Source organism: Nocardia sp. NBC_00416 (assembly GCF_036032445.1).
Lineage (GTDB): Bacteria > Actinomycetota > Actinomycetes > Mycobacteriales > Mycobacteriaceae > Nocardia.
In genome coordinates, this window is sequence record NZ_CP107932.1 from 5116919 (window position 1) to 5135340 (window position 18422).

Here is an 18422-nt window from a genome sequence, read left to right on the forward strand (position 1 = left end):
CAGATGAGCCCGCGAACGCAGCGCGTAATCGTGGGACGGCCATGAAGCTTCGCGACGAAGCGCGGATGTCGGGCCGGGCGTGGTTGTTCGTCGCGCCGGTGCTGATAGCGCTCACCGTGGTGATCGGTTACCCGGTGATCCGGGCACTGTGGATGTCGTTCCACTTCGACGATCAGCTCGACGAGACGACCGGCCGATTCGTCGACAGCGGCCAGGGCACCTTCTACAACTACCTGCACTGGCTGCTCGGCCAGTGCCAGGTCATCACCGGGGGCGTCACCGAATGTCCCACCGGCAACCTGGGCGCCGAATTCTGGGGCGCGGTCGGCGTGACCCTGTTCTTCGCCGTCGTCACCGTGACACTCGAGGTGGCGATCGGGCTGGGGATGGCGATGGTGATGGGCAAGACCTTCCGTGGCCGGGCGCTGCTGCGGGCGGCCGTGCTGATCCCCTGGGCCATCCCGACCGCGGTGACGGCCCGGCTCTGGGAGTTCATGTTCCAGTACGACGGCATCGTCAACACCGTGTTCGGCACGGAAATACTGTGGACCTCCGATACCTGGCCCGCCCGGTTCGCGGTGATCGCCGCCGATGTGTGGAAGACCGCACCGTTCGTGGCCCTGCTGCTGCTGGCCGGTCTGCAGATCATCCCCGAGGACGTGTACGAGGCGGCCCGGGTGGACGGCGCCTCGGCCTGGCAGCGGTTCACTCAGATCACCATGCCGCTGCTGAAGCCCGCGCTGCTGGTCGCGGTGCTGTTCCGCAGTATGGACGCGCTGCGCATGTACGACCTGCCCGCCATCATGACCGATAATCTGCCGGCCACCAGGACCCTGTCGGTGCTGGTGGTCGAGCAGACGCGGCAGGGACCCAACAGCGCGGCCGCACTATCGACGATCACCTTCCTGTTGATCTTCGCGGCGGCCTTCGTACTCGTGAAGATATTGGGCGCGAACGCGGTGCGGACGCAGGAAGAACAGCGGAAGGCGTGATGGCCGCGGTGACAACACACAAAGCCGGTACCGCCGGACCGGCGCCCGCGTGGCGGCGCAAACTCGGTTCGGCGCGCATCTACGTGGGTGCGCTGATCGTGCTCCTCTGGGGGCTGGCCCCGTTCTATTGGATGGCGGTGACCGCTTTCCGCGACCCCGCCTACACCTTCGACTCCACACCGTGGCCCACCCATGTCACGTTGGACAATTTCCGCGACGCGTTCGACACGAGCCGCGGTAACGATTTCGGCAAGGCTCTGCTCAACAGCGTGATCATCGGTGCGGCCAGTACCGCCATCGCGCTGATCATCGGGATCATGGCCGCCTACGCGCTGGCCCGGCTCACTTTCCGCGGCCGCTACCTGGTGTCCGGGCTGATCCTGAGCGCGTCGATGTTCCCGGTGGTGGTTCTGGTCACTCCGCTGTTCCAGCTGTTCACCGATATCGGCTGGATCGGCGAATACCAGGCGCTCATCCTGCCGAACATCTCGTTCGTGCTGCCGTTGACCGTCTACATCCTGGCCTCGTTCTTCGCCGAACTGCCGTGGGAACTGGAGGAAGCCGCTCGTATCGACGGCGCCACCAAGATCCAGGCGTTCCGTCTGGTCATGCTGCCGCTGGCCGCGCCCGCGGTGTTCACCACCGCGATTCTGGCCTTCATCGCCGCGGTCAACGAGTATCTGCTCGCCCGGGTGCTCTCGGGCAGCGAAACGGAGCCGGTGACGGTGGCGATCGCCCGATTCTCCGGTAACAATCCCCAGGTAGAGCCCTATGCGGCGATTATGGCGGCGGGCACGCTGGTGACCGTGCCGCTGGTGATTCTGGTGCTCATTTTCCAGCGGCGCATCATTTCGGGTCTCACCGCCGGCGGCGTCAAAAGCTGATCACTGGGTATCCTGAGGACTGGCGATGGTACGCCTGAGTTGTTCCGACGCTCCGAGAGGAGATGATCGTGAGCTCGTCCCGTTCTCGCCGTGGTCCGCTACCACCGCAGTACCCCTCCATTGCCGGATGGAAACAGCTGGACGACTCCGGTCCCCGTCCCCGCCCACCCACCTATAACCGCCCACATCGGACGCGCGGCCAGCGCATCCGCCACCTGGTGCTGTGGCTGTTCACCATCCTGGTCGCCATACCGGCGCTGCTGGTGGCGCTGGTTTATTGGAGCGCGGAGATCCCGCCCGCCGGAACCGTGCCGATCAACCAGACCGCGCGGATCACCGCCTCCGACGGCACGACCGTACTGGCCGAGGTCGTACCCCCCGAGGGCAATCGCATCCCGGTGCCGCTGTCCGATGTGCCCGACCACGTGCGCGACGCGGTGCTCTCCGCGGAAGACCGCAACTTCTACACCAATCCCGGCTTCTCGGCTTCGGGTCTGCTGCGCGCCGTCCGGGACAACGCCTTGGGGCGGGCCAACGCCGGCGGCGGTTCCACCATCACCCAGCAGTATGTGAAGAACGCTTTCCTCGGCTCCGAGCGCACGGTCAGCCGGAAGATGCACGAACTGATCATCTCCTCGAAGATGTCGAAGGAATGGAGCAAGGACGAGATCCTCGGCGCCTACCTCAACACCATCTACTTCGGCCGCGGCGCCTACGGGATCGCCGCGGCGGCCACGGCGTACTTCGGCAAACCGGTCTCCGAACTCACCGTCGCCGAGGGAGCGGTACTGGCCGCGTTGATCCGGTCCCCGTCCGGCCTGGATCCGCAGGCCCAGCTCCCCCAGCTGCTGCAACGCTGGAACTACGTGCTCAACGGCATGGTCGAGATGGACACCCTGGCCCCCGGCGAACGCGACACGATCGACTTCCCGCCGACGATCCCCCCGCCCGCCCCGGACGACGTCCGCAGCACCCGCGGCCCGGAAGGGCATATCAAGACGCAGGTGTTGCGCGAACTGTCCGACGCCGGGATCTCCGACCGGGAACTGAACACCGGCGCCCTGCAGATCACCACCACCATCGACGCGAAGGCCCAGCAGGCCGCCACCGCCGCCGCCGGCGAGACTCTCGACGGGCAGCCCCCGGAACTCCGGGCGGCGGTGGCGTCCATCGATCCACGGTCCGGGGCGGTTCGCGCCTACTACGGCGGCGCGGACGGGATCGGTTTCGATTTCGCCCAGGCCCCGGTGCAGACGGGTTCGGCGTTCAAGACCTTCGCGGTACTCGCGGCGCTGCAACAGGGCATCCCGCTGTCCCGGGCGTTCGACAGCGCGCCCGTGGACGTCAACGGAGTCCTGGTCCGCAATGTCGAAGACGAATCCTGCGGCGCCTGCAGCCTGGGCGAGGCTTACAAACGTTCGCTCAATACCAGCTTCTATCGGCTCACCCTGGCCATGAACAACGGTCCCCAGGCGATCGCCGACGCCGCCCACCAGGCCGGTATCCCCCAGGACATCCCCGGTGTTCCGGGGCAGTCCCTCACCGAACTGGGCGCCCCGCCCATGCCGTCCATCGTGCTGGGCACGTACCTGGTCCGTCCCTTGGACATGGCCTCGGCCTACGCCACCATCGCGGGCGACGGGCAATACCACCAGCCGTACTTCGTGCAGCGGGTGGTCCGCGGCGACGGCCGGGTACTGCTGGACCGCGGCGGCGACCCGCAACAGCGGACCGGCGCGCAGCCGCCGCCCGGCGAGCAGCGGATACCGCAGACCATCGCCGCGCAGACCGCCGCGGCCATGCTGCCGATCGCCTCGTACTCCAACGGGCACGGACTCAACGGCCGCCCCTCTTCGGCCAAGACCGGCACGACCCAGCTGGGCGATACCGGACAGAACAAGGATGCCTGGATGGTCGGGTTCACCCCGTCGCTGTCCACCGCGGTCTGGGTCGGCACGGAGCTGAACCTGCCGATCATGACCGCGGGCGGCGGGCGCATCTACGGATCGGGTCTGCCCGCCGATATCTGGAAACGAACCATGGACGGCGCCCTGGCCGACACTCCGACCGAACAGATAGGCGCGCCGGGTCCCGCACCGGCCCCGTCATCCAGCGCCCCGTCCGCGCCCGATCAACCCTCGCGCAACCCCTACGACATCCTCAACCCGCCGCCCCCGCCACCGGAGCCACAACCGCAGGAGCAGCAACCGTCGCAGCAGCAACCCTTCATCGTGATCCCGCCGGCTTCCGAACCGTATGTACCCGAACCCGAGCCGGAACCCGCGCCGGTGCCACGGGCTCCCGCCCCGCCCCCGGTGGAAGCACCCCCGGCGGCGCCGCCCCCTCCGCCGCCGCCCCGGGTCGTGGAAATCCTGCCGGGGGTAACGATCCCGGTGCCGTGAACCACGGATTCCGGTCGTGATACCACCGAAGGAACGGTCGGCATGGCAGCATCGTTGGCCAGAGTGAGATGTCGCCCATCCGACCGACCGGCCCGGGCCGACGCCCGTGCCGGGACGGGCGTGCGGGAGGATAGCGCTCGAGCGACGACGTATGACGAGACATAGGGGCTATGCCGGTGGAATTCAATGTCGTTGACCGCCCGGAAACGCTGGTGGCGGGAATGGTGCTGCGCAGCCCGGCACTCGCTGTGGAAGGACCGCGCCGCACCAGAGTCGAAGAAGCCTGGAAACGCACTCTGGCCCGAGCCTTACCCGGCCCCCCGGCCAGCGCGTTCGTCGACCACGCGCCGGAGATCAACTCCTACCTCACCCATATCATCGGCTACCGCTGCCGCAGCCTCGACGACCTGCTGCCCGGCGATATCCTCGCCCGCATCCCCGCCGGCCGCTATGCCCGCTTCACGCTCAGCGGCGACGATCTCGGCGAAACGATCGTGACCCTGTGGCGCGCCATCTGGGACGCCGAAGCCGGCGGCCGGCTGACCCGTTCCTACACCGGCGACCACGAACGCTACCCGGACCGGAACACGGTGGAAGTGTTCGTGGCACTGGCAGAAGACGATTCGGCGAGCAGGTAGGAAGAGCTGTGGATTTCGAGATTGTCGAACTGGACGAAAGCCTGGTAGCCGGGCTCACCATCCCGCTGGCCGGTCGTGAGGTGACCGCCCGCGACCTCGACCTGGTGAACTTCACCTGGGACCGCTACCTCAGCCGAGAGAAGAACGTCCCCCGGGTCGCCGCCTATATCGGCCAGCAGGACCACGCGGTCGCCGTACTCGGCTACGAGATAAAAGCTATGGACGACTTGGATCCCGGCGATGTACTCACCCGAGTCCCGACCGGCCGCTACGCGAAATTCGTGGTCACCGAGAAACCCTACGACCTCCTCCGCACGGCATGGGCGAGGGTCCGCGAAGCGGAAAAGGCGGGCACGATAACCCGCTCCCACACCGCCGAACTGGAACGCTACATCGGCCCGACCTCAGTAGAGGTCTACGTCTCCCTCGACTGACCGTGTTCCTCGTATCGCGTCCGCTGTCGTGACGGTCGGGCGGCGCGTCCTCGGCACGTAACCGTCGCGAGCACCCGCACGCGAATGAGCAGCCGCTGAGTCAGGCCCGGACAATGGGTGTCAACGTCTCGATCAGCCGGTCGGCGTATGCCGCGTCGATTCGCGCACCGCTGACGAGGAGTCGATAGTAGAGCGCTCCGTAGATCAGATCGATGATGACGTCGGCGTCGAGGTTGCGCCGGAGGTCGCCGTCGGCGATCCCTGTGGAGATGAGCCGGCTCACCTCGGCTCGCCGGCCGTCGAGGAATCGTTCGCGTAGCGCGTCGGCGAGTTCGGGATCGTGCTGGGCCGCCGCGACAAGGGCGACGAACGGACGGCGAGCTTCAGGAGTGTTCATCAACTCCGCCACCCGCCGGGCCTGAATCCGCAACCGGGTCAGCGCATCACCGTCGGCCGGGGCCTCCATCCGGTCGGCGAATGCTTCTGTGAAGGCATCCATCAATACCGCCGCCTTGGTCGGCCACCACCGATAGATGGTGTTCTTGCTGACCCCGGCTCGTGCGGCGAGGTCGTCGACGCTCAGCCCGGGCAACCCACTGTCGGTCAGCAGTTCGTGTGCCGCGGCGAGAACCGCTCGGCGCGACCGTTCGCTGCGCGGTCGCCCCGGTCCGCGCCCCTCCTCCGATTTCATCATGGCGCCACTCTATCATTTCAGATACGATACGATCAGTATTAAAATAGTTCGAAGAAGGAGATCGACAATGAACACCGATCGGGTATGGCTGATAACCGGCGCTTCCTCCGGATTCGGCGCGGCAGTGAGTCGAGCGGTGGCCGCCGAGGGCGCACGCGTGGTGGCAACGGCTCGGAACCCGTCACACGCGCAGTCCTTACGCGAACTCGCGGCAGCGCATCCCGGCCGCATCCTCGTCACCCGGTTGGATGTCACCGACGCGGAGCAGGCGCAGCAAGCCGTGACACAGACGGTGAATACCTTCGGTCGCCTGGATGTCGTGGTGAACAACGCGGGGTACGGGGTATTCGGCGCCACGGAGGAGGTACCCGACAGCGCCGTGCGGGAGATATTCGAGACGAACGTTTTCGGATCCCTGAACGTGATCCGCGCGGCCCTACCTGTACTGCGCGGGCAGAAGAGCGGGCATATCGTGCAGATCTCGTCGGTAGCCGGTGTCGCCTCTCCCTCACCGGGATTGGGTATCTATGCGGCCACCAAGTTCGCGGTCGAAGGGTTGAACGAGGGGCTGGCGCGGGAGATCGCCCACCTCGGAATCGGGGTGACGATCGTCGAGCCCGGGATGTTCGGCACGAGTTTCGTCGCATCGCTGGGAATCACACCCACAAAGGACCCGGACTACTCCGCCAGTGTCGAAGCCGCACACGACCGGCTCGCCCAGCTCGATCCGAGCATTTACGGCGACCCTGACCGGGCGGCGCGCCAGATAGTCGACGCCGTCGAATCCGCTGCGCCGCCGCTGCGGCTGCCCGTGGGGCGTGACGCCGTCGACGCGATCCGCACCAAACTGACCGGCCAGCTCGCCGCGCTGGACGAATGGGATGTTCCCGTCGCGCCCGTCGGCTGAATCCGATAAGCGAACTGCCCGACACCTACGGCATCGCTCGGTGGCGTCACACCTGACCGGCCGGACGAATCGCGTCGGCGCCGAGACGGAACGAATGATCGCTACCGGGGTTGAACAATACGTCCACGCCTTCGGGCAGGGCCTCGTGCAGCTGGGAACCGACAACTGGTACCCAGTCCCGCACGCCCAGCTGTTTTTTGTGAATTTCGGCGGTGACGACGACAACACATCGGATGCCGTCCGGGGAGAAAGCTATCCGCGGCTGGTCCTGCTCGTCGCATGCGATCTCGACGATTGTGCGCAGGAGCGTCGGAACGATCCGGTCGCCGCGGTCCTCACCTAGGTCGATGAGGCGCAGCAGGGCGTCGATGGGATCGCTGGGGCTTCGGGGGGATTGCGGAAGGTAGCCGGGATTCGGCTGGAAAGGCCCTAGTTCTCCGTCCTTTTCGCGCCGCCATCCGCCGACCAGGACTTCCAGCGGAGGATCTCCGGGATGACCTTCCGAGATCCAGCTCGGGTCGAGGAGCACGAACCAGTCGCCCTGACGGACTGCTGCGGATGGATCCATCGGCTGTGTCCCGTTCCTGTTCGTTGTCACGAATCCTGAGGTCGCGCCGACTCGCGTTCTGGTGCCGAGTAGGTCTCGAACAACTGACGATCAGGGCTTTCGCGCTTCACATACAAGTCGGTCGGCATTCCCGCGTGCTCGGGAATCGGCGTATTCGCCACGTCGGTGGGGGCGTGGATATTACCGGTGACCACCCGCTTCGAGTGAAGGTACTCGGCGGCCCCCGGTGCCGCAGAGGTGGCGGATCTCGCGGTTTCGCACGCTACGAGTACCAGCTCATCGGCCGGGTTCAGGCCGAAGAGAACGGCGGAGGTCTCGTGCGCCTCGAGCATTTCCCCGCCTTCGCGTCCGTCCAAGTACACCGAGATCCAGTTGGGGTCGGATCCGTTGCGGATATCGGACTCATGGTTGCTGCCGGCTCCTCGGTTGACACTGACCAAGAAGTGGTCGCCGGAGTCTCCTCCTCGGATCGCTCCCCCATGAATGAAGGTGTACTTGGGTGGTCGACCCGACCGGCGGACGGCCTCGGCCCACGGGGCATCTTCCGGTGGAAGATACTTCCCGTGCACCTTGGGGACAACCTCGGTATCAGCCCGTCTCGTCTCCTGTTCCGCCCACCTGACCAGATCTTCGTACCCGAATTTGTCCCCCCCGTGTTCGAAGGTGACTCCGATGAGGTTGCCATCGGAGTCGTTCAGCGGCCGACTCCACACATCCGATGGCCGGAACCTGACCCGCTTGCCCTCGAAAGTCGTGCCGGTCAGCGATTTCACCCGGTCGTATGCTTCACGGTCACCGTGGTAGTACGCGCGGGCTGCCTCTCTCAGTTCATCGGCGAGACCAGAGGTCATCTTTACCCGAGCCAACGCCGTGCGCTGAAACTCCAGCCGGATGAGATCGCGCGCATATCGACACGCCGGACCGATCCCGATCGTGCTGAAATCGATCATTCTGGGATCGATCATGCTGCTCCGCCCTCCTCACGCACCGGGTCGAGGACATCTCTCGCAGCACCACACAAATCTATAGCGGCTCGGCACCTATCGACGGTTTTCACAGCTGAGGAGTCGAATTCAGCCGACATCTCAGAGGTCGAACACGCCGAAGACGCGCGGATGAACGCAGAGCTTCACGAAGGAGCTGACCTATCCGCCTCGGCGGGAGAGCCCCTTCTCACCCGGGTGAGCCGACCCGACTTTCAGCGTTCACGCCCGGCCTACTGCCACCTTCGCGGGTAGGCCGCCCGGACGGGAAAGCCCGGTCGGCCTGTCCCGTCCGGCGAGCCGCACACTCAGGCGTCGATGATGAAAGCCTCGAGCTGGGTGCGGGCGATATCGTCGGCCAGCTGCTTCGGCGGGGATTTCATCAGGTATGCCGAGGCCGGGATGACCGGTCCGCCGATACCGCGGTCCTTGGCGATCTTCGCGGCGCGGACCGCGTCGATGATGATGCCGGCCGAGTTCGGCGAGTCCCACACCTCGAGCTTGTACTCCAGGTTCAGCGGCACATCACCGAAGGCACGGCCTTCGAGGCGGACATAGGCCCATTTGCGGTCGTCGAGCCAGCCCACGTGGTCGGAGGGGCCGATATGCACATCGCCGGCGCCCATTTCCTTCTTCAGGTTGCTGGTGACCGCCTGGGTCTTGGAGATCTTCTTCGACTCCAGCCGCTCACGCTCGAGCATGTTCTTGAAGTCCATATTGCCGCCGACATTCAGCTGCATGGTGCGGTCGAGCTGAACACCGCGGTCCTCGAACAGTTTCGCCATCACGCGGTGGGTGATGGTGGCACCGACCTGGCTCTTGATGTCGTCGCCGACGATCGGGACGCCCGCGGCGCGGAACTTCTCGGCCCATTCCGGATCCGAGGCGATGAACACCGGGAGCGCGTTGACGAACGCCACATCGGCGTCGATCGCGCACTGGGCGTAGAACTTGTCGGCCTCTTCGGAACCGACCGGCAGATAGGACACGAGGACGTCGGCCTCGGCATCCTTCAGCGCCTTGACGACGTCGACCGGATCGGATTCGGCCAGTTCGATGGTTTCGGCGTAGTACTTGCCGATGCCGTCGAGGGTGGGGCCGCGCTGGACGGACACGCCGAGCGGCGGTACGTCGGAGATCTTGATCGTGTTGTTCTCGCTGGCGAAGATCGCCTCGGACAGGTCGAAGCCGACCTTCTTGGCGTCCACATCGAAGGCGGCCACGAACTGCACGTCACGAACGTGGTATTCGCCGAACCGCACGTGCATCAGTCCGGGCACCGTCGTGGATTCGTCGGCATCCCGGTAGTACTGCACGCCCTGGACCAGCGAAGAGGCGCAGTTGCCCACGCCTACGATGGCGACGCGAACACTGGGGTTGTTGGTATCTCCACTACTCATGGCCGGTATTTCCCTCTTTCTGTGGTGGCGCCTTCGTCGATTGCTCCGCCGCAATCAACTCGTTGAGCCAGCGCACTTCGCGCTCGCTTGATTCGAGTCCGAGTTGATGGAGCTGGCGGGTGTAGCGATCCAGCGAGCCACTCGCTTTCTTGATCGCCTCCCGCAGCCCCTCTCGGCGCTCCTCGACCTGACGCCGCCTGCCCTCCAGGATCCGCATCCGCGCTTCCGCGGGGGTGCGGCTGAAGAAGGCGAGGTGTACGCCGAAGCCGTCATCGGTGTAGTTCTGCGGACCCGTATCGGCCAGGAGGTCTTTGAAACGCTCCCGACCCTCCGGGGTCAGCTGGTAAACCCGCCGCGCGCGGCGGGCGGTCACCAAGCCTTCGAGCCCTTCCTCCGCGATCAGCCCATCCGCACTCATACGTTTCAAGGTCGGATACAGCGATCCGTAGGAGAAAGCCCGAAACGCCCCGAGCAGACCGGTGAGCCGTTTCTTCAGCTCGTAGCCGTGCATGGGCGATTCCAGGAGCAGCCCGAGGATTGCCAGTTCGAGCAACGGGCTTCACCCCCTGACTTCCGTACAGACCTAACCGATGGATGCGACTACCCACTATATCGGACCGATATAACCACGCATAGTTCAGCGCGATGCATCACACATAGGACCAGGTGAACCCATATCTTCGTGACCGTCGTCGAGGACTGTCCTCACCCGGAGAGTCCGGCCGGTCAGGGGCGGACGACGCCACGGTCACGGTCACGATGCTCGATCTGCGGGCACGGCCCGAGCCCGGTGTAGAAGGACGCCGCGGACGGGCGCGGGGCGTGCCCATCGTCCGGCCTCGCCGCGGCCCCGGTCCTCAGTCGATCGGTCGGACGTCGAGCGGTTCCCCGTCGAAGGCCAGGTCGAACCAGCCGCGGTCGGATTTCGCCGCGTTGTCCACGAAAACCTGCACGATCGGCTCGGCGTCGGCATGCCCCGATGTCTCGTATTCGACCGAGATATGGCTCACGGCGCCACCCTGCGCGTTCAGGGTCCGCGGCGCCCCCGCGAGCAGTCCCGCCAGTGCGGCCAGATCGATCTTCGCCACGTCCACGGTGCGTTCGTCGGCGTCACGCGAGGTGCTGGTGGTCCATTCGTCGAACGCACCGTCACGGAAGTTGTAGGAGGTCCGCACCCCGGTCCCGGGGTCGTAGCGGTCGAACGACGCGTGATCGGGGTAGAAGGAGAACTCGTCGGCGACCGTATCGCCGAACTCGGCGCGATAGGCCTCCACGAAACGGGCGATACCGGCGGCGGTCGTCGTATCCGGCTGCACCGACCGCGGACCCGGGGAGTCGTCGCCACGCGACGAGAATCCGCCCACCGCGCCGAACGCCAGCGCCGCGACCACCACACCGACCGTGACCCGCCAACGAGGTGCGCGCCGCCGGCCGACCACGACCGGCGTGCTCGCGAGTTCGCCGGGAATCTGTAGATCCTCGATCAGGGCGTCGAGTTCGCCGAACGATTTCGCGCGCATCGCGGCCGCGGTGCGCTGCTCGTGCTCACCGGCGGTGAGCTGACCGTCGGCCAACGCGGTATCGAGGAGACCGCACGTATCGGACCGATCGCTGTCGCGCGCCCGGAGTTCGTTCGTCGCCACGCTCTACCCTTCGAAAACCTGGACGTCGAGAACCGCGCCGCGGGGATCCAGATAGATCGAGCCCGATTCGTCGAACTTGTTGCTCACGACGATCCGGACGACCGGCCGGCCGGCGAGATCCCCGCCGGACTCGGTATCGACGATGATCATGTCGGCCGCCCCGTCGGGCACCCGGGTGGTCTCGGCCGCGGTCGCGACCGCCGCGGCGACGGCGGCGGGGTCCAGGGTCGCCAGGTCCACCGTCGGGGTGTCGGACTTGCGCGAGGTGATATCGCCGGACTGCAGGAACCCGCCGCGATAGTCGTATCCGACCTCCCGGTTCGGGGCGCCCGGCACCGCCCGGTCGACTGTCGCGAATTCGGTGTAGAGGTGGAGACTGTCCGCCGTCAGATCGCCGAATTTCGTGCGATACCGCTCCAGGAAGACGGTCATACCGTCGGCCGTCAGGAGATCGGGGGTCGCGATCACCACGGGTTCCACGTCGTCGAGTCCCGACACGGTCTCGGCGGTGGCCGCCGGTGCGGGAGGTTCCGCATCGCGACTGGTCACGGCGAAGCCCACGAAAGCCGCCAGCAGGCCCACCCCGACCAGCAGCGCCGGATACCACCCGGGCCCGTCCGATCCGGCGGGCGCCGGGCGACGCGGCACCCGGCGGCTGCCCTGGATATCGGACACCAGATCCGATATTTCGCCGAGCGTGCGCGCCGAATCGAGCAGTTCGGTCAGCGTCCGGTGTTCCTCCTCGGTGAGCTGACCGTCACGGCGGCCGGCATCGATGAGCTCGCCGGCGTTCGCCCGGTCGGCGTCGCGGGCCCGCGTACGCGGCGAATAGTCCGGGCGCGATCCGGTCCGCCGTACCGTCGGGCCGGTATCGCCCTCCGGTCGCGGCAGCAGACCTCGCATTCCCGCGGGCACCTGGAGATCCACCACCAACGGCCGCAGTGCACCGAGAGTCTTCGCGGCCCGCGCCCGCGCCACCCGATCGTGGTATTCGTCGGCGTCCAGTTGCCCTTCGGCGTACGCGGCGTCCAGCAGGGTGGACGTCTCGGCGCGATCGATATCCCGTGCGCGGGTGGGATCGTCGGGTACTGCGGTGGCCACCTCAGGATCGTACGGGCCACCTGGGCCGGTACCGCGTCCTTCCGCCGTTCCCGCGACCGCTACCACCGAAAAGCGGCGTCCGAATGGCCCAAGTGCGCCAAAAGCGGGGTAATCGGCATGTGAGATACGCATTCACCACCGCCCGGCGACCGGGCGCCTCCGCACCGCGGGAGCGGAAAAATCCCGCGTCGTGCGAATACGCCGCCGGCCGCGGCAGGTCCGACCGCGCCCAGGCGACCCGGATCCGCTCGGACGGATCCAATGCGGGCGCGGGCGGCGCAAATACAACACCGCTACTCTGGGAGCGTGCGAATTCAGCGGCAAGTGGTGGACTATGCGCTCCGGCGCAAGTCGCTGCTGGCTGACGTCTATGCGGGCCGTGTCGATGTCGCCGAGGTATGTGACGCTAATCCCTACCTGCTGCGTGCGGCCAAATTTCACGGCCGGGGGAGCGAGGTCACATGCCCTATCTGCCGGAAGGAACAACTCACCCTCGTATCCTGGGTCTACGGCGACGGCCTAGGGCCGGTCGCGGGTTCCGCGCGCAGCCCGGAAGAACTGGTACGCCTGGCCGAGACCCGAGAGGAATTCTCGGTTCACGTAGTCGAGGTGTGCCGGACGTGCAGCTGGAATCATCTGGTGCAGTCCTATGTACTCGGGAAGACGCCGGAGCGGCGGCGTTCCGGCTCCCGGGTGAACCGGCGCACCGCTGCGGAATAGGCACCACCCGGCCCGCCGATGGTGCACGCGTCGGCCCCGCGGGGGGCTGTGACGCGAGCCCATCAGACCGATACGAGCTTTGGAGACCTTGTCAGTGACTTCGCCCTACGAGACCCCACCCGGCGATGACCCGCGCGGTGGTCGTACCCAGCGCGGACCGCTTCCGGGTCGAGAGCCGCAACCCCGTCCCGGGGCGGCGCCGAACCGCGGTCCCGTACCGAACGCGAACGCACCACGCCCCGGCCCGGGTGGACGCCCACCGGGGCCCGGCGGGCCGCGGCCGGGACCGAACGGGCCACGACCGGGACCGGTGACGGGTCCACGTCCCGTCGCGAACGGGCCGCGTCCCGGACCGAACGGCCCACGGCCGGCGAATCCCGGGCACCCACCGGCGCCGGGTCCACGGCCGGGCCCCGATGGGCGACGTCCGGGTCCGAACACCGGCGGGATGCCCGGTGCGCCGCGCGGTGCGCAACCGCCGCAGCGGCCCGGCCCGCCGCCGGGCCGACCGCCGCAGGGACAGCCGCCGAATCAGCCGACCCAGCGCATGGGCCGGCCGGGTGAGCCCGGCGCGCCGCGCGGCGAACAAACCACCGCGAAGGTCGCACAGCCCGGTGCGCCCACCGAAACCACACGACGCGACCGGCCCGCGACCGGCCCGCGACCGGTAACGGGCCGGCCCGGCTCGAATACCGGTGAGCGCCGGGCCACCGGCTCGGACAGCCGGACACCGGGCCGCTCCGGTCCCGGTGGCGGAGCGCCGCCACGACGGCCGGGCGGCCGCGGCGGCGGCCCCGGCGGGCCCGACGGCCGCGGACCGGGCCAGAAGCGCAGGAACTGGTGGAAGATCGCGCGGCGGGTCACCTACGTGTTGGTCGCGCTGGCCATCGTGGTACCGAGCACCGTCTTCCTGATCGCGTACTCCACGGTGTCGGTTCCCGAACCCGGCGATCTCAAAACCAACCAGGTCGCAACGATTCTCGCGGCCGACGGCGAAACGGAGATCACCCGGGTCGTGCCCCCGCAGGGCAACCGCACCGATGTGACGATCGATCAGATTCCACCGCATGTGCGCAATGCCGTGATCGCGGCCGAGGACCGTGACTTCTACAGCAACCCCGGATTCTCGATATCCGGTTTCATGCGAGCGGCGCGCGACAATGTGCTCGGCCGGGAAAGCGCCGGTGGTGGTTCGACGATCACCCAGCAGTACGTGAAGAACGCGCTGGTCGGCGACGAACACAGCCTCACCCGTAAGCTGCACGAGCTGGTGATCTCGGCGAAGATGGCCCGGCAGTGGAGTAAGGACGAGATCCTCACCGCCTACCTGAACACCATCTATTTCGGGCGCGGCGCCTACGGAATCGATGCCGCGTCCAAGGCCTACTTCAACAAACCGGTGCAGGAATTGACGCCGGCCGAGGGCGCGGTACTCGCCGCGACCATCCAGCTCCCCTCGCTGCTGGACCCGGAATCCAATCCGGAAGGCGCCAAGACCCGCTGGAACTATGTGCTCGACGGTATGGTCGCCGGCGGCAATCTCGACCGGACCGAACGTGCGGGCTTCACCTACCCCGCCGTGGTGCCGTCGTCGATGGCCGGTCAGAAGACCGAAGCCACCGGACCGGAGGGCCATATCAAAGCGCAAGTGCTGCGCGAACTCTCCGAGGCCGGTATCAGCGAACAGCAGATGAACACCTCCGGTCTGCAGATCACCACGACCATCGACGCGCAGGCACAGAAGTCCGCGCTCGACTCCGTCCACAAGAACATGGAGGGCGAGCCGGACAAGCTGCGGACCGCGGTGGCCTCGATCGACCCGAAATCCGGTGCGGTACGCGCCTACTACGGCGGCGAGGACGGTTACGGCTACGACTTCGCCAACGCCGCCCTGCAGACCGGCTCCTCGTTCAAGGTGATCGGCCTGGCGCAGAACCTGGAGAACGGTGTCCCGCTGTCCCAGATGTACGACAGCGCGCCGATCACGGTGAACGGTATCGATATCACCAATGTCGAGGGCGAGCAGTGCGGCACCTGCACGATCGCCGAGGCCCTCAAGCGGTCGCTGAACACCAGCTTCTACCGGATGCAGCTGGAAATGCAGAACGGCCCGCAGAAGATCGCCGATATGGGGCACAAACTGGGGATTCCGGAGGAACTTCCCGGAGTCGGCCCCACGTTGACAGAACCCGGCGGCGCCGGTCCGAACAACGGGATCGTGCTCGGCCAGTACCAGGCCCGGCCCCTGGACATGGCATCGGCTTACGCGACGCTGGCGGCATCGGGTACCTACCACAAGCCGCATTTCGTGACCAAGGTCGTATCCGCGGACGGTACGGTGCTGCTCGATCGCGGCGACGTCGCCGGAGAGCGGCGGGTCTCGGAGGCAGTCGCCGACAATGTCACGGCGGCCATGGAACCGATCGCCCAATATTCCCGCAACCACGGGCTCGCCGGAGGTCGTCCCTCGGCCGCCAAGACCGGTACCGCGCAGTTGGGTGAGACCGGGGAGAACAAGGACGTGTGGATGGTGGGCTACACGCCGTCACTGGCCACCGCGGTCTGGGTGGGCAGTACCGACAACTCGCCGCTGCGCAACTACGGCGGCGCGATGATCTACGGTTCCGGCCTGGCGTCGGATATCTGGAAGGGCACGATGGACGGGGCCCTCGAGGGCACGCCCATCGAGAAGTTCCCCAAACCCGCGCCCATCAAGGGCCAGGCCGGTGTACCGAAGTGGACAGCCCCTTATACGGCGCCGTCGACGACGATGCCGACTTTCGAGCCGCCGGTGGTGATCCAGCCGAGCCAGGTCGAGATCCTGCCCGGTATCACCATCCCCGTCCCCGGAGTGCAGCCCAACCCGCGCAGTCAGACGCAACCGCAGAACCAGCCACAGGGCAACAACAACAATGGCGCGGGACCGATGCCCGGACAGCCGACAGCCGGACAACCGACCGGTTCGTCGCCCACGATCACCCAGGCCCCGAACGCCGCCGGAGGCACCGACAGCGGCGGTGACGGCGGTGGTCCCGGGGACGAGGGCGACGACGGCGACGACGGATAGAACCTCGAACACCGTCCGGGGGCCCGGCTCGGTCCCGGCCCGGCCCCCGGTAACAGGTAACGTCGGATGCCGTGAGCGAGCAGCGACTGGTGGGTGGGCCGGACGACGGGGTGGATCCCGGTAACGGGAGAACCCGCCGGGCCGCTGTGGTCGCCGGGTACGACTCACCCGCCCCGCTCGCCCGCGATCTGCGCTCGGCCGACGCCCGCGACAAACCGAGCCGCAACGATTCGATGACCGCCCAGTTGTGCACCGTGGTGGGCGGCCCGGTCGGCGACCACGCCCTCATCGGACGGACCCGCTTCTGGACTCCGATGCGGGTGCTGTTGGCCTTCACCGTCGTCTTCCTGGCGCTCGGCTGGTTCGCCAAGGCCGGCTGCATCCAGCAGACCACCACCTCGAACGGCCTGCTCACCCTCGACTGGAACAACGGCCGCCAGTACACGGCCATGTGCTACTCGGACACCGTGCCGCTCTACGGGGCCGAACGACTCAACGAGGGCGCATTCCCGTACAAGAAGTCCTGGGTGGAGGAAGCTCCCGGCGGCGATACCGAGATCCGGCATATGGAGTATCCGGTGCTGTCGGGCATGTACCAGTACGTATCCATGCTGGTGGCCAAGAGTTGGGACGCGAGCCCGCTGCCGGGCGCGCTCCAGGTGGTCCTGTACTTCAATGTGGTGGCGCTGGGTCTGGCGGTGGCCTGGCTGGTCACCGTCTGGGCGACGGCGCTGCTGTCCGGACGACGGGTCTGGGACGCGGCGCTGGTGGCGTGTTCGCCGCTGGTGATCGTGCACGCCTTCACCAATTTCGATTTTCTCGCCACCGCGTTCGCGGCGCTGGGCCTGCTGGCCTGGGCCCGGCGGCGGCCGCTGCTGGCCGGTGTCCTGCTGGGTCTGGGTGGCGCGGCGAAACTGTATCCGCTGCTGCTATTGGGTCCGATCCTGGTGCTGTGCCTGCGCGCCGACACGATGCAGCGCATTCCGCGGTCACACCTGGCTACCCGGCTGCGCGATATCGACAGTGCCGCGGCGCTGCGCGCCTGGTGCGCCGGACTCCCCGCCCGGGTCCGGCTGCTCGCCGACCGGCCGCTCGGCGCCGCCGGGTTGACCACCGGCGCCGCGATGGTCACCTGGGTGCTGGTGAATCTGCCGATCGCGCTGCTGTACCCGGACGGTTGGCGGGAGTTCTTCCGGCTCAACACCACGCGCCACGCCGACCCCGATTCGCTGTACAACGTGGTGATGTCGTTCACCGGCTGGTCCGGTTTCGACGGTGTGCTGCGGCACGGGGAAACACCATCCATCCTCAATATGGTGTCCCTGTTGCTGTTCGTCGCGGCATGCCTGGGAATCGCCTACATCGGCCTGACCGCGCCGCGCCGGCCCCGGCTGGCACAGCTGTGCTTCCTGGTGGTCGCGGCTTTCCTGCTGACCAACAAGGTGTGGAGCCCGCAGTACTCGCTGTGGCTGGTGCCGATCGCGGTGCTGGCGCTGCCACATCGGCGACTGCTGCTGGCGTGGATGACGATCGACGCCCTGGTGTGGGCGCCGCGCATGTTCTACTACCTCGGTATCGACCGCAAGGGCCTGCCGGAACAGTGGTTCACCGCGACGGTCCTGCTGCGCGATGTGGCGGTGATCGGGTTGTGCGGGTTGATCATCCGGCAGATCTACCGATCCGATGAGGATCTGGTGCGGCGCGACTACCTCGACGATCCCGTCGGCGGAGTGGTCGATCGCGCCCCGGACCCGCTGCTGCCGTGGCTCCCGGAAGTATTGCGCCCGCAGATCTCCCTGGATACCCACTGGACCGGTGCGGCGACCGCCGCACGCGCACCCCGCCGGGACACCGCACCCGCGGCGCAACCGATTCCGCCACACCGGGAACCGGTCGCGCGCACCTCGGATCCGGTGGCTGCCCAGCCGCCCGCACGATCGGTCTGATCCCCGGACCCCGGTGCTCTGGAGCCGATCTCGATACCGCGGG

16 protein-coding genes are annotated in these 18422 nt (G+C 67.1%); 9 read left to right on the forward strand and 7 right to left on the reverse strand.

The window, feature by feature from the left end:
- Positions 1-41: 41 nt before the first annotated feature.
- From OG804_RS21995 to OG804_RS22015, 5 genes are all read left to right on the forward strand, one after another.
- Entirely contained in the window at positions 42-992 is a 951-nt protein-coding gene (locus tag OG804_RS21995) for a carbohydrate ABC transporter permease (protein WP_328389410.1), read from the forward strand.
- Positions 992-1876: a carbohydrate ABC transporter permease gene (locus OG804_RS22000; protein ID WP_442941596.1), complete on the forward strand. Its 885-nt coding sequence runs from the start codon at positions 992-994 to the stop codon at positions 1874-1876. The genes OG804_RS21995 and OG804_RS22000 overlap by 1 nt, the downstream gene beginning before the upstream one ends.
- Before the next feature lie 62 nt (positions 1877-1938).
- Positions 1939-4278: a transglycosylase domain-containing protein gene (locus OG804_RS22005; RefSeq protein WP_328389414.1), complete on the forward strand. Its 2340-nt coding sequence runs from the start codon at positions 1939-1941 to the stop codon at positions 4276-4278.
- A 170-nt stretch (positions 4279-4448) separates the two neighbouring features.
- Complete coding sequence (locus OG804_RS22010; RefSeq protein ID WP_328389416.1) at positions 4449-4916, forward strand: GyrI-like domain-containing protein; 468 nt, start codon at positions 4449-4451, stop codon at positions 4914-4916.
- An 8-nt stretch (positions 4917-4924) separates the two neighbouring features.
- Entirely contained in the window at positions 4925-5350 is a 426-nt protein-coding gene (locus OG804_RS22015; protein WP_328389418.1) for a GyrI-like domain-containing protein, read from the forward strand.
- A 100-nt stretch (positions 5351-5450) separates the two neighbouring features.
- Here OG804_RS22015 and OG804_RS22020 read toward each other — a convergent pair whose 3' ends face one another.
- A complete protein-coding gene (locus OG804_RS22020; protein WP_328389420.1) occupies positions 5451-6044 on the reverse strand; it encodes a TetR/AcrR family transcriptional regulator in 594 nt (197 codons plus the stop codon).
- 67 nt (positions 6045-6111) lie between these two features.
- Between OG804_RS22020 and OG804_RS22025 the strand changes: the two genes are divergently transcribed.
- Complete coding sequence (locus OG804_RS22025; protein ID WP_328389422.1) at positions 6112-6951, forward strand: SDR family oxidoreductase; 840 nt, start codon at positions 6112-6114, stop codon at positions 6949-6951.
- A gap of 46 nt (positions 6952-6997) precedes the next feature.
- Here the strand turns inward: OG804_RS22025 and OG804_RS22030 are convergent, their stop codons facing one another.
- From OG804_RS22030 to OG804_RS22055, 6 genes are all read right to left on the reverse strand, one after another.
- On the reverse strand, positions 6998-7519 hold the full coding sequence (locus OG804_RS22030) for a type VII secretion system-associated protein (protein ID WP_328389424.1): 522 nt from the start codon (positions 7517-7519) through the stop codon (positions 6998-7000).
- A 26-nt stretch (positions 7520-7545) separates the two neighbouring features.
- Entirely contained in the window at positions 7546-8484 is a 939-nt protein-coding gene (locus OG804_RS22035) for a hypothetical protein (RefSeq protein WP_328389426.1), read from the reverse strand.
- A 326-nt stretch (positions 8485-8810) separates the two neighbouring features.
- Positions 8811-9902: an inositol-3-phosphate synthase gene (locus tag OG804_RS22040; protein ID WP_328389428.1), complete on the reverse strand. Its 1092-nt coding sequence runs from the start codon at positions 9900-9902 to the stop codon at positions 8811-8813.
- Positions 9895-10455, reverse strand: a complete 561-nt coding sequence (locus tag OG804_RS22045) for a PadR family transcriptional regulator (protein WP_328389430.1) — start codon at positions 10453-10455, stop codon at positions 9895-9897. Before OG804_RS22045 ends, OG804_RS22040 begins: the two co-directional genes overlap by 8 nt.
- Positions 10456-10759: 304 nt before the next feature.
- Positions 10760-11545 carry a DUF1707 SHOCT-like domain-containing protein gene (locus tag OG804_RS22050; protein ID WP_328389432.1) on the reverse strand — a complete coding sequence of 262 codons (786 nt, stop codon included), beginning with the start codon at positions 11543-11545 and terminating at the stop codon, positions 10760-10762.
- A 3-nt stretch (positions 11546-11548) separates the two neighbouring features.
- Complete coding sequence (locus OG804_RS22055; protein WP_328389434.1) at positions 11549-12646, reverse strand: DUF1707 SHOCT-like domain-containing protein; 1098 nt, start codon at positions 12644-12646, stop codon at positions 11549-11551.
- A gap of 306 nt (positions 12647-12952) precedes the next feature.
- Here OG804_RS22055 and OG804_RS22060 point away from each other — a divergent pair, with 306 nt between their 5' ends.
- The 3 genes from OG804_RS22060 to OG804_RS22070 all read left to right on the forward strand — a co-directional run bounded on the left by OG804_RS22060 (position 12953) and on the right by OG804_RS22070 (position 18379).
- A complete protein-coding gene (locus tag OG804_RS22060) occupies positions 12953-13366 on the forward strand; it encodes a DUF5318 domain-containing protein (RefSeq protein ID WP_328389436.1) in 414 nt (137 codons plus the stop codon).
- Between the two features lie 448 nt (positions 13367-13814).
- Positions 13815-16433: a transglycosylase domain-containing protein gene (locus OG804_RS22065; protein WP_328389438.1), complete on the forward strand. Its 2619-nt coding sequence runs from the start codon at positions 13815-13817 to the stop codon at positions 16431-16433.
- 110 nt (positions 16434-16543) lie between these two features.
- Positions 16544-18379, forward strand: a complete 1836-nt coding sequence (locus OG804_RS22070; RefSeq protein ID WP_328398609.1) for a glycosyltransferase family 87 protein — start codon at positions 16544-16546, stop codon at positions 18377-18379.
- Positions 18380-18422: the final 43 nt, after the last annotated feature.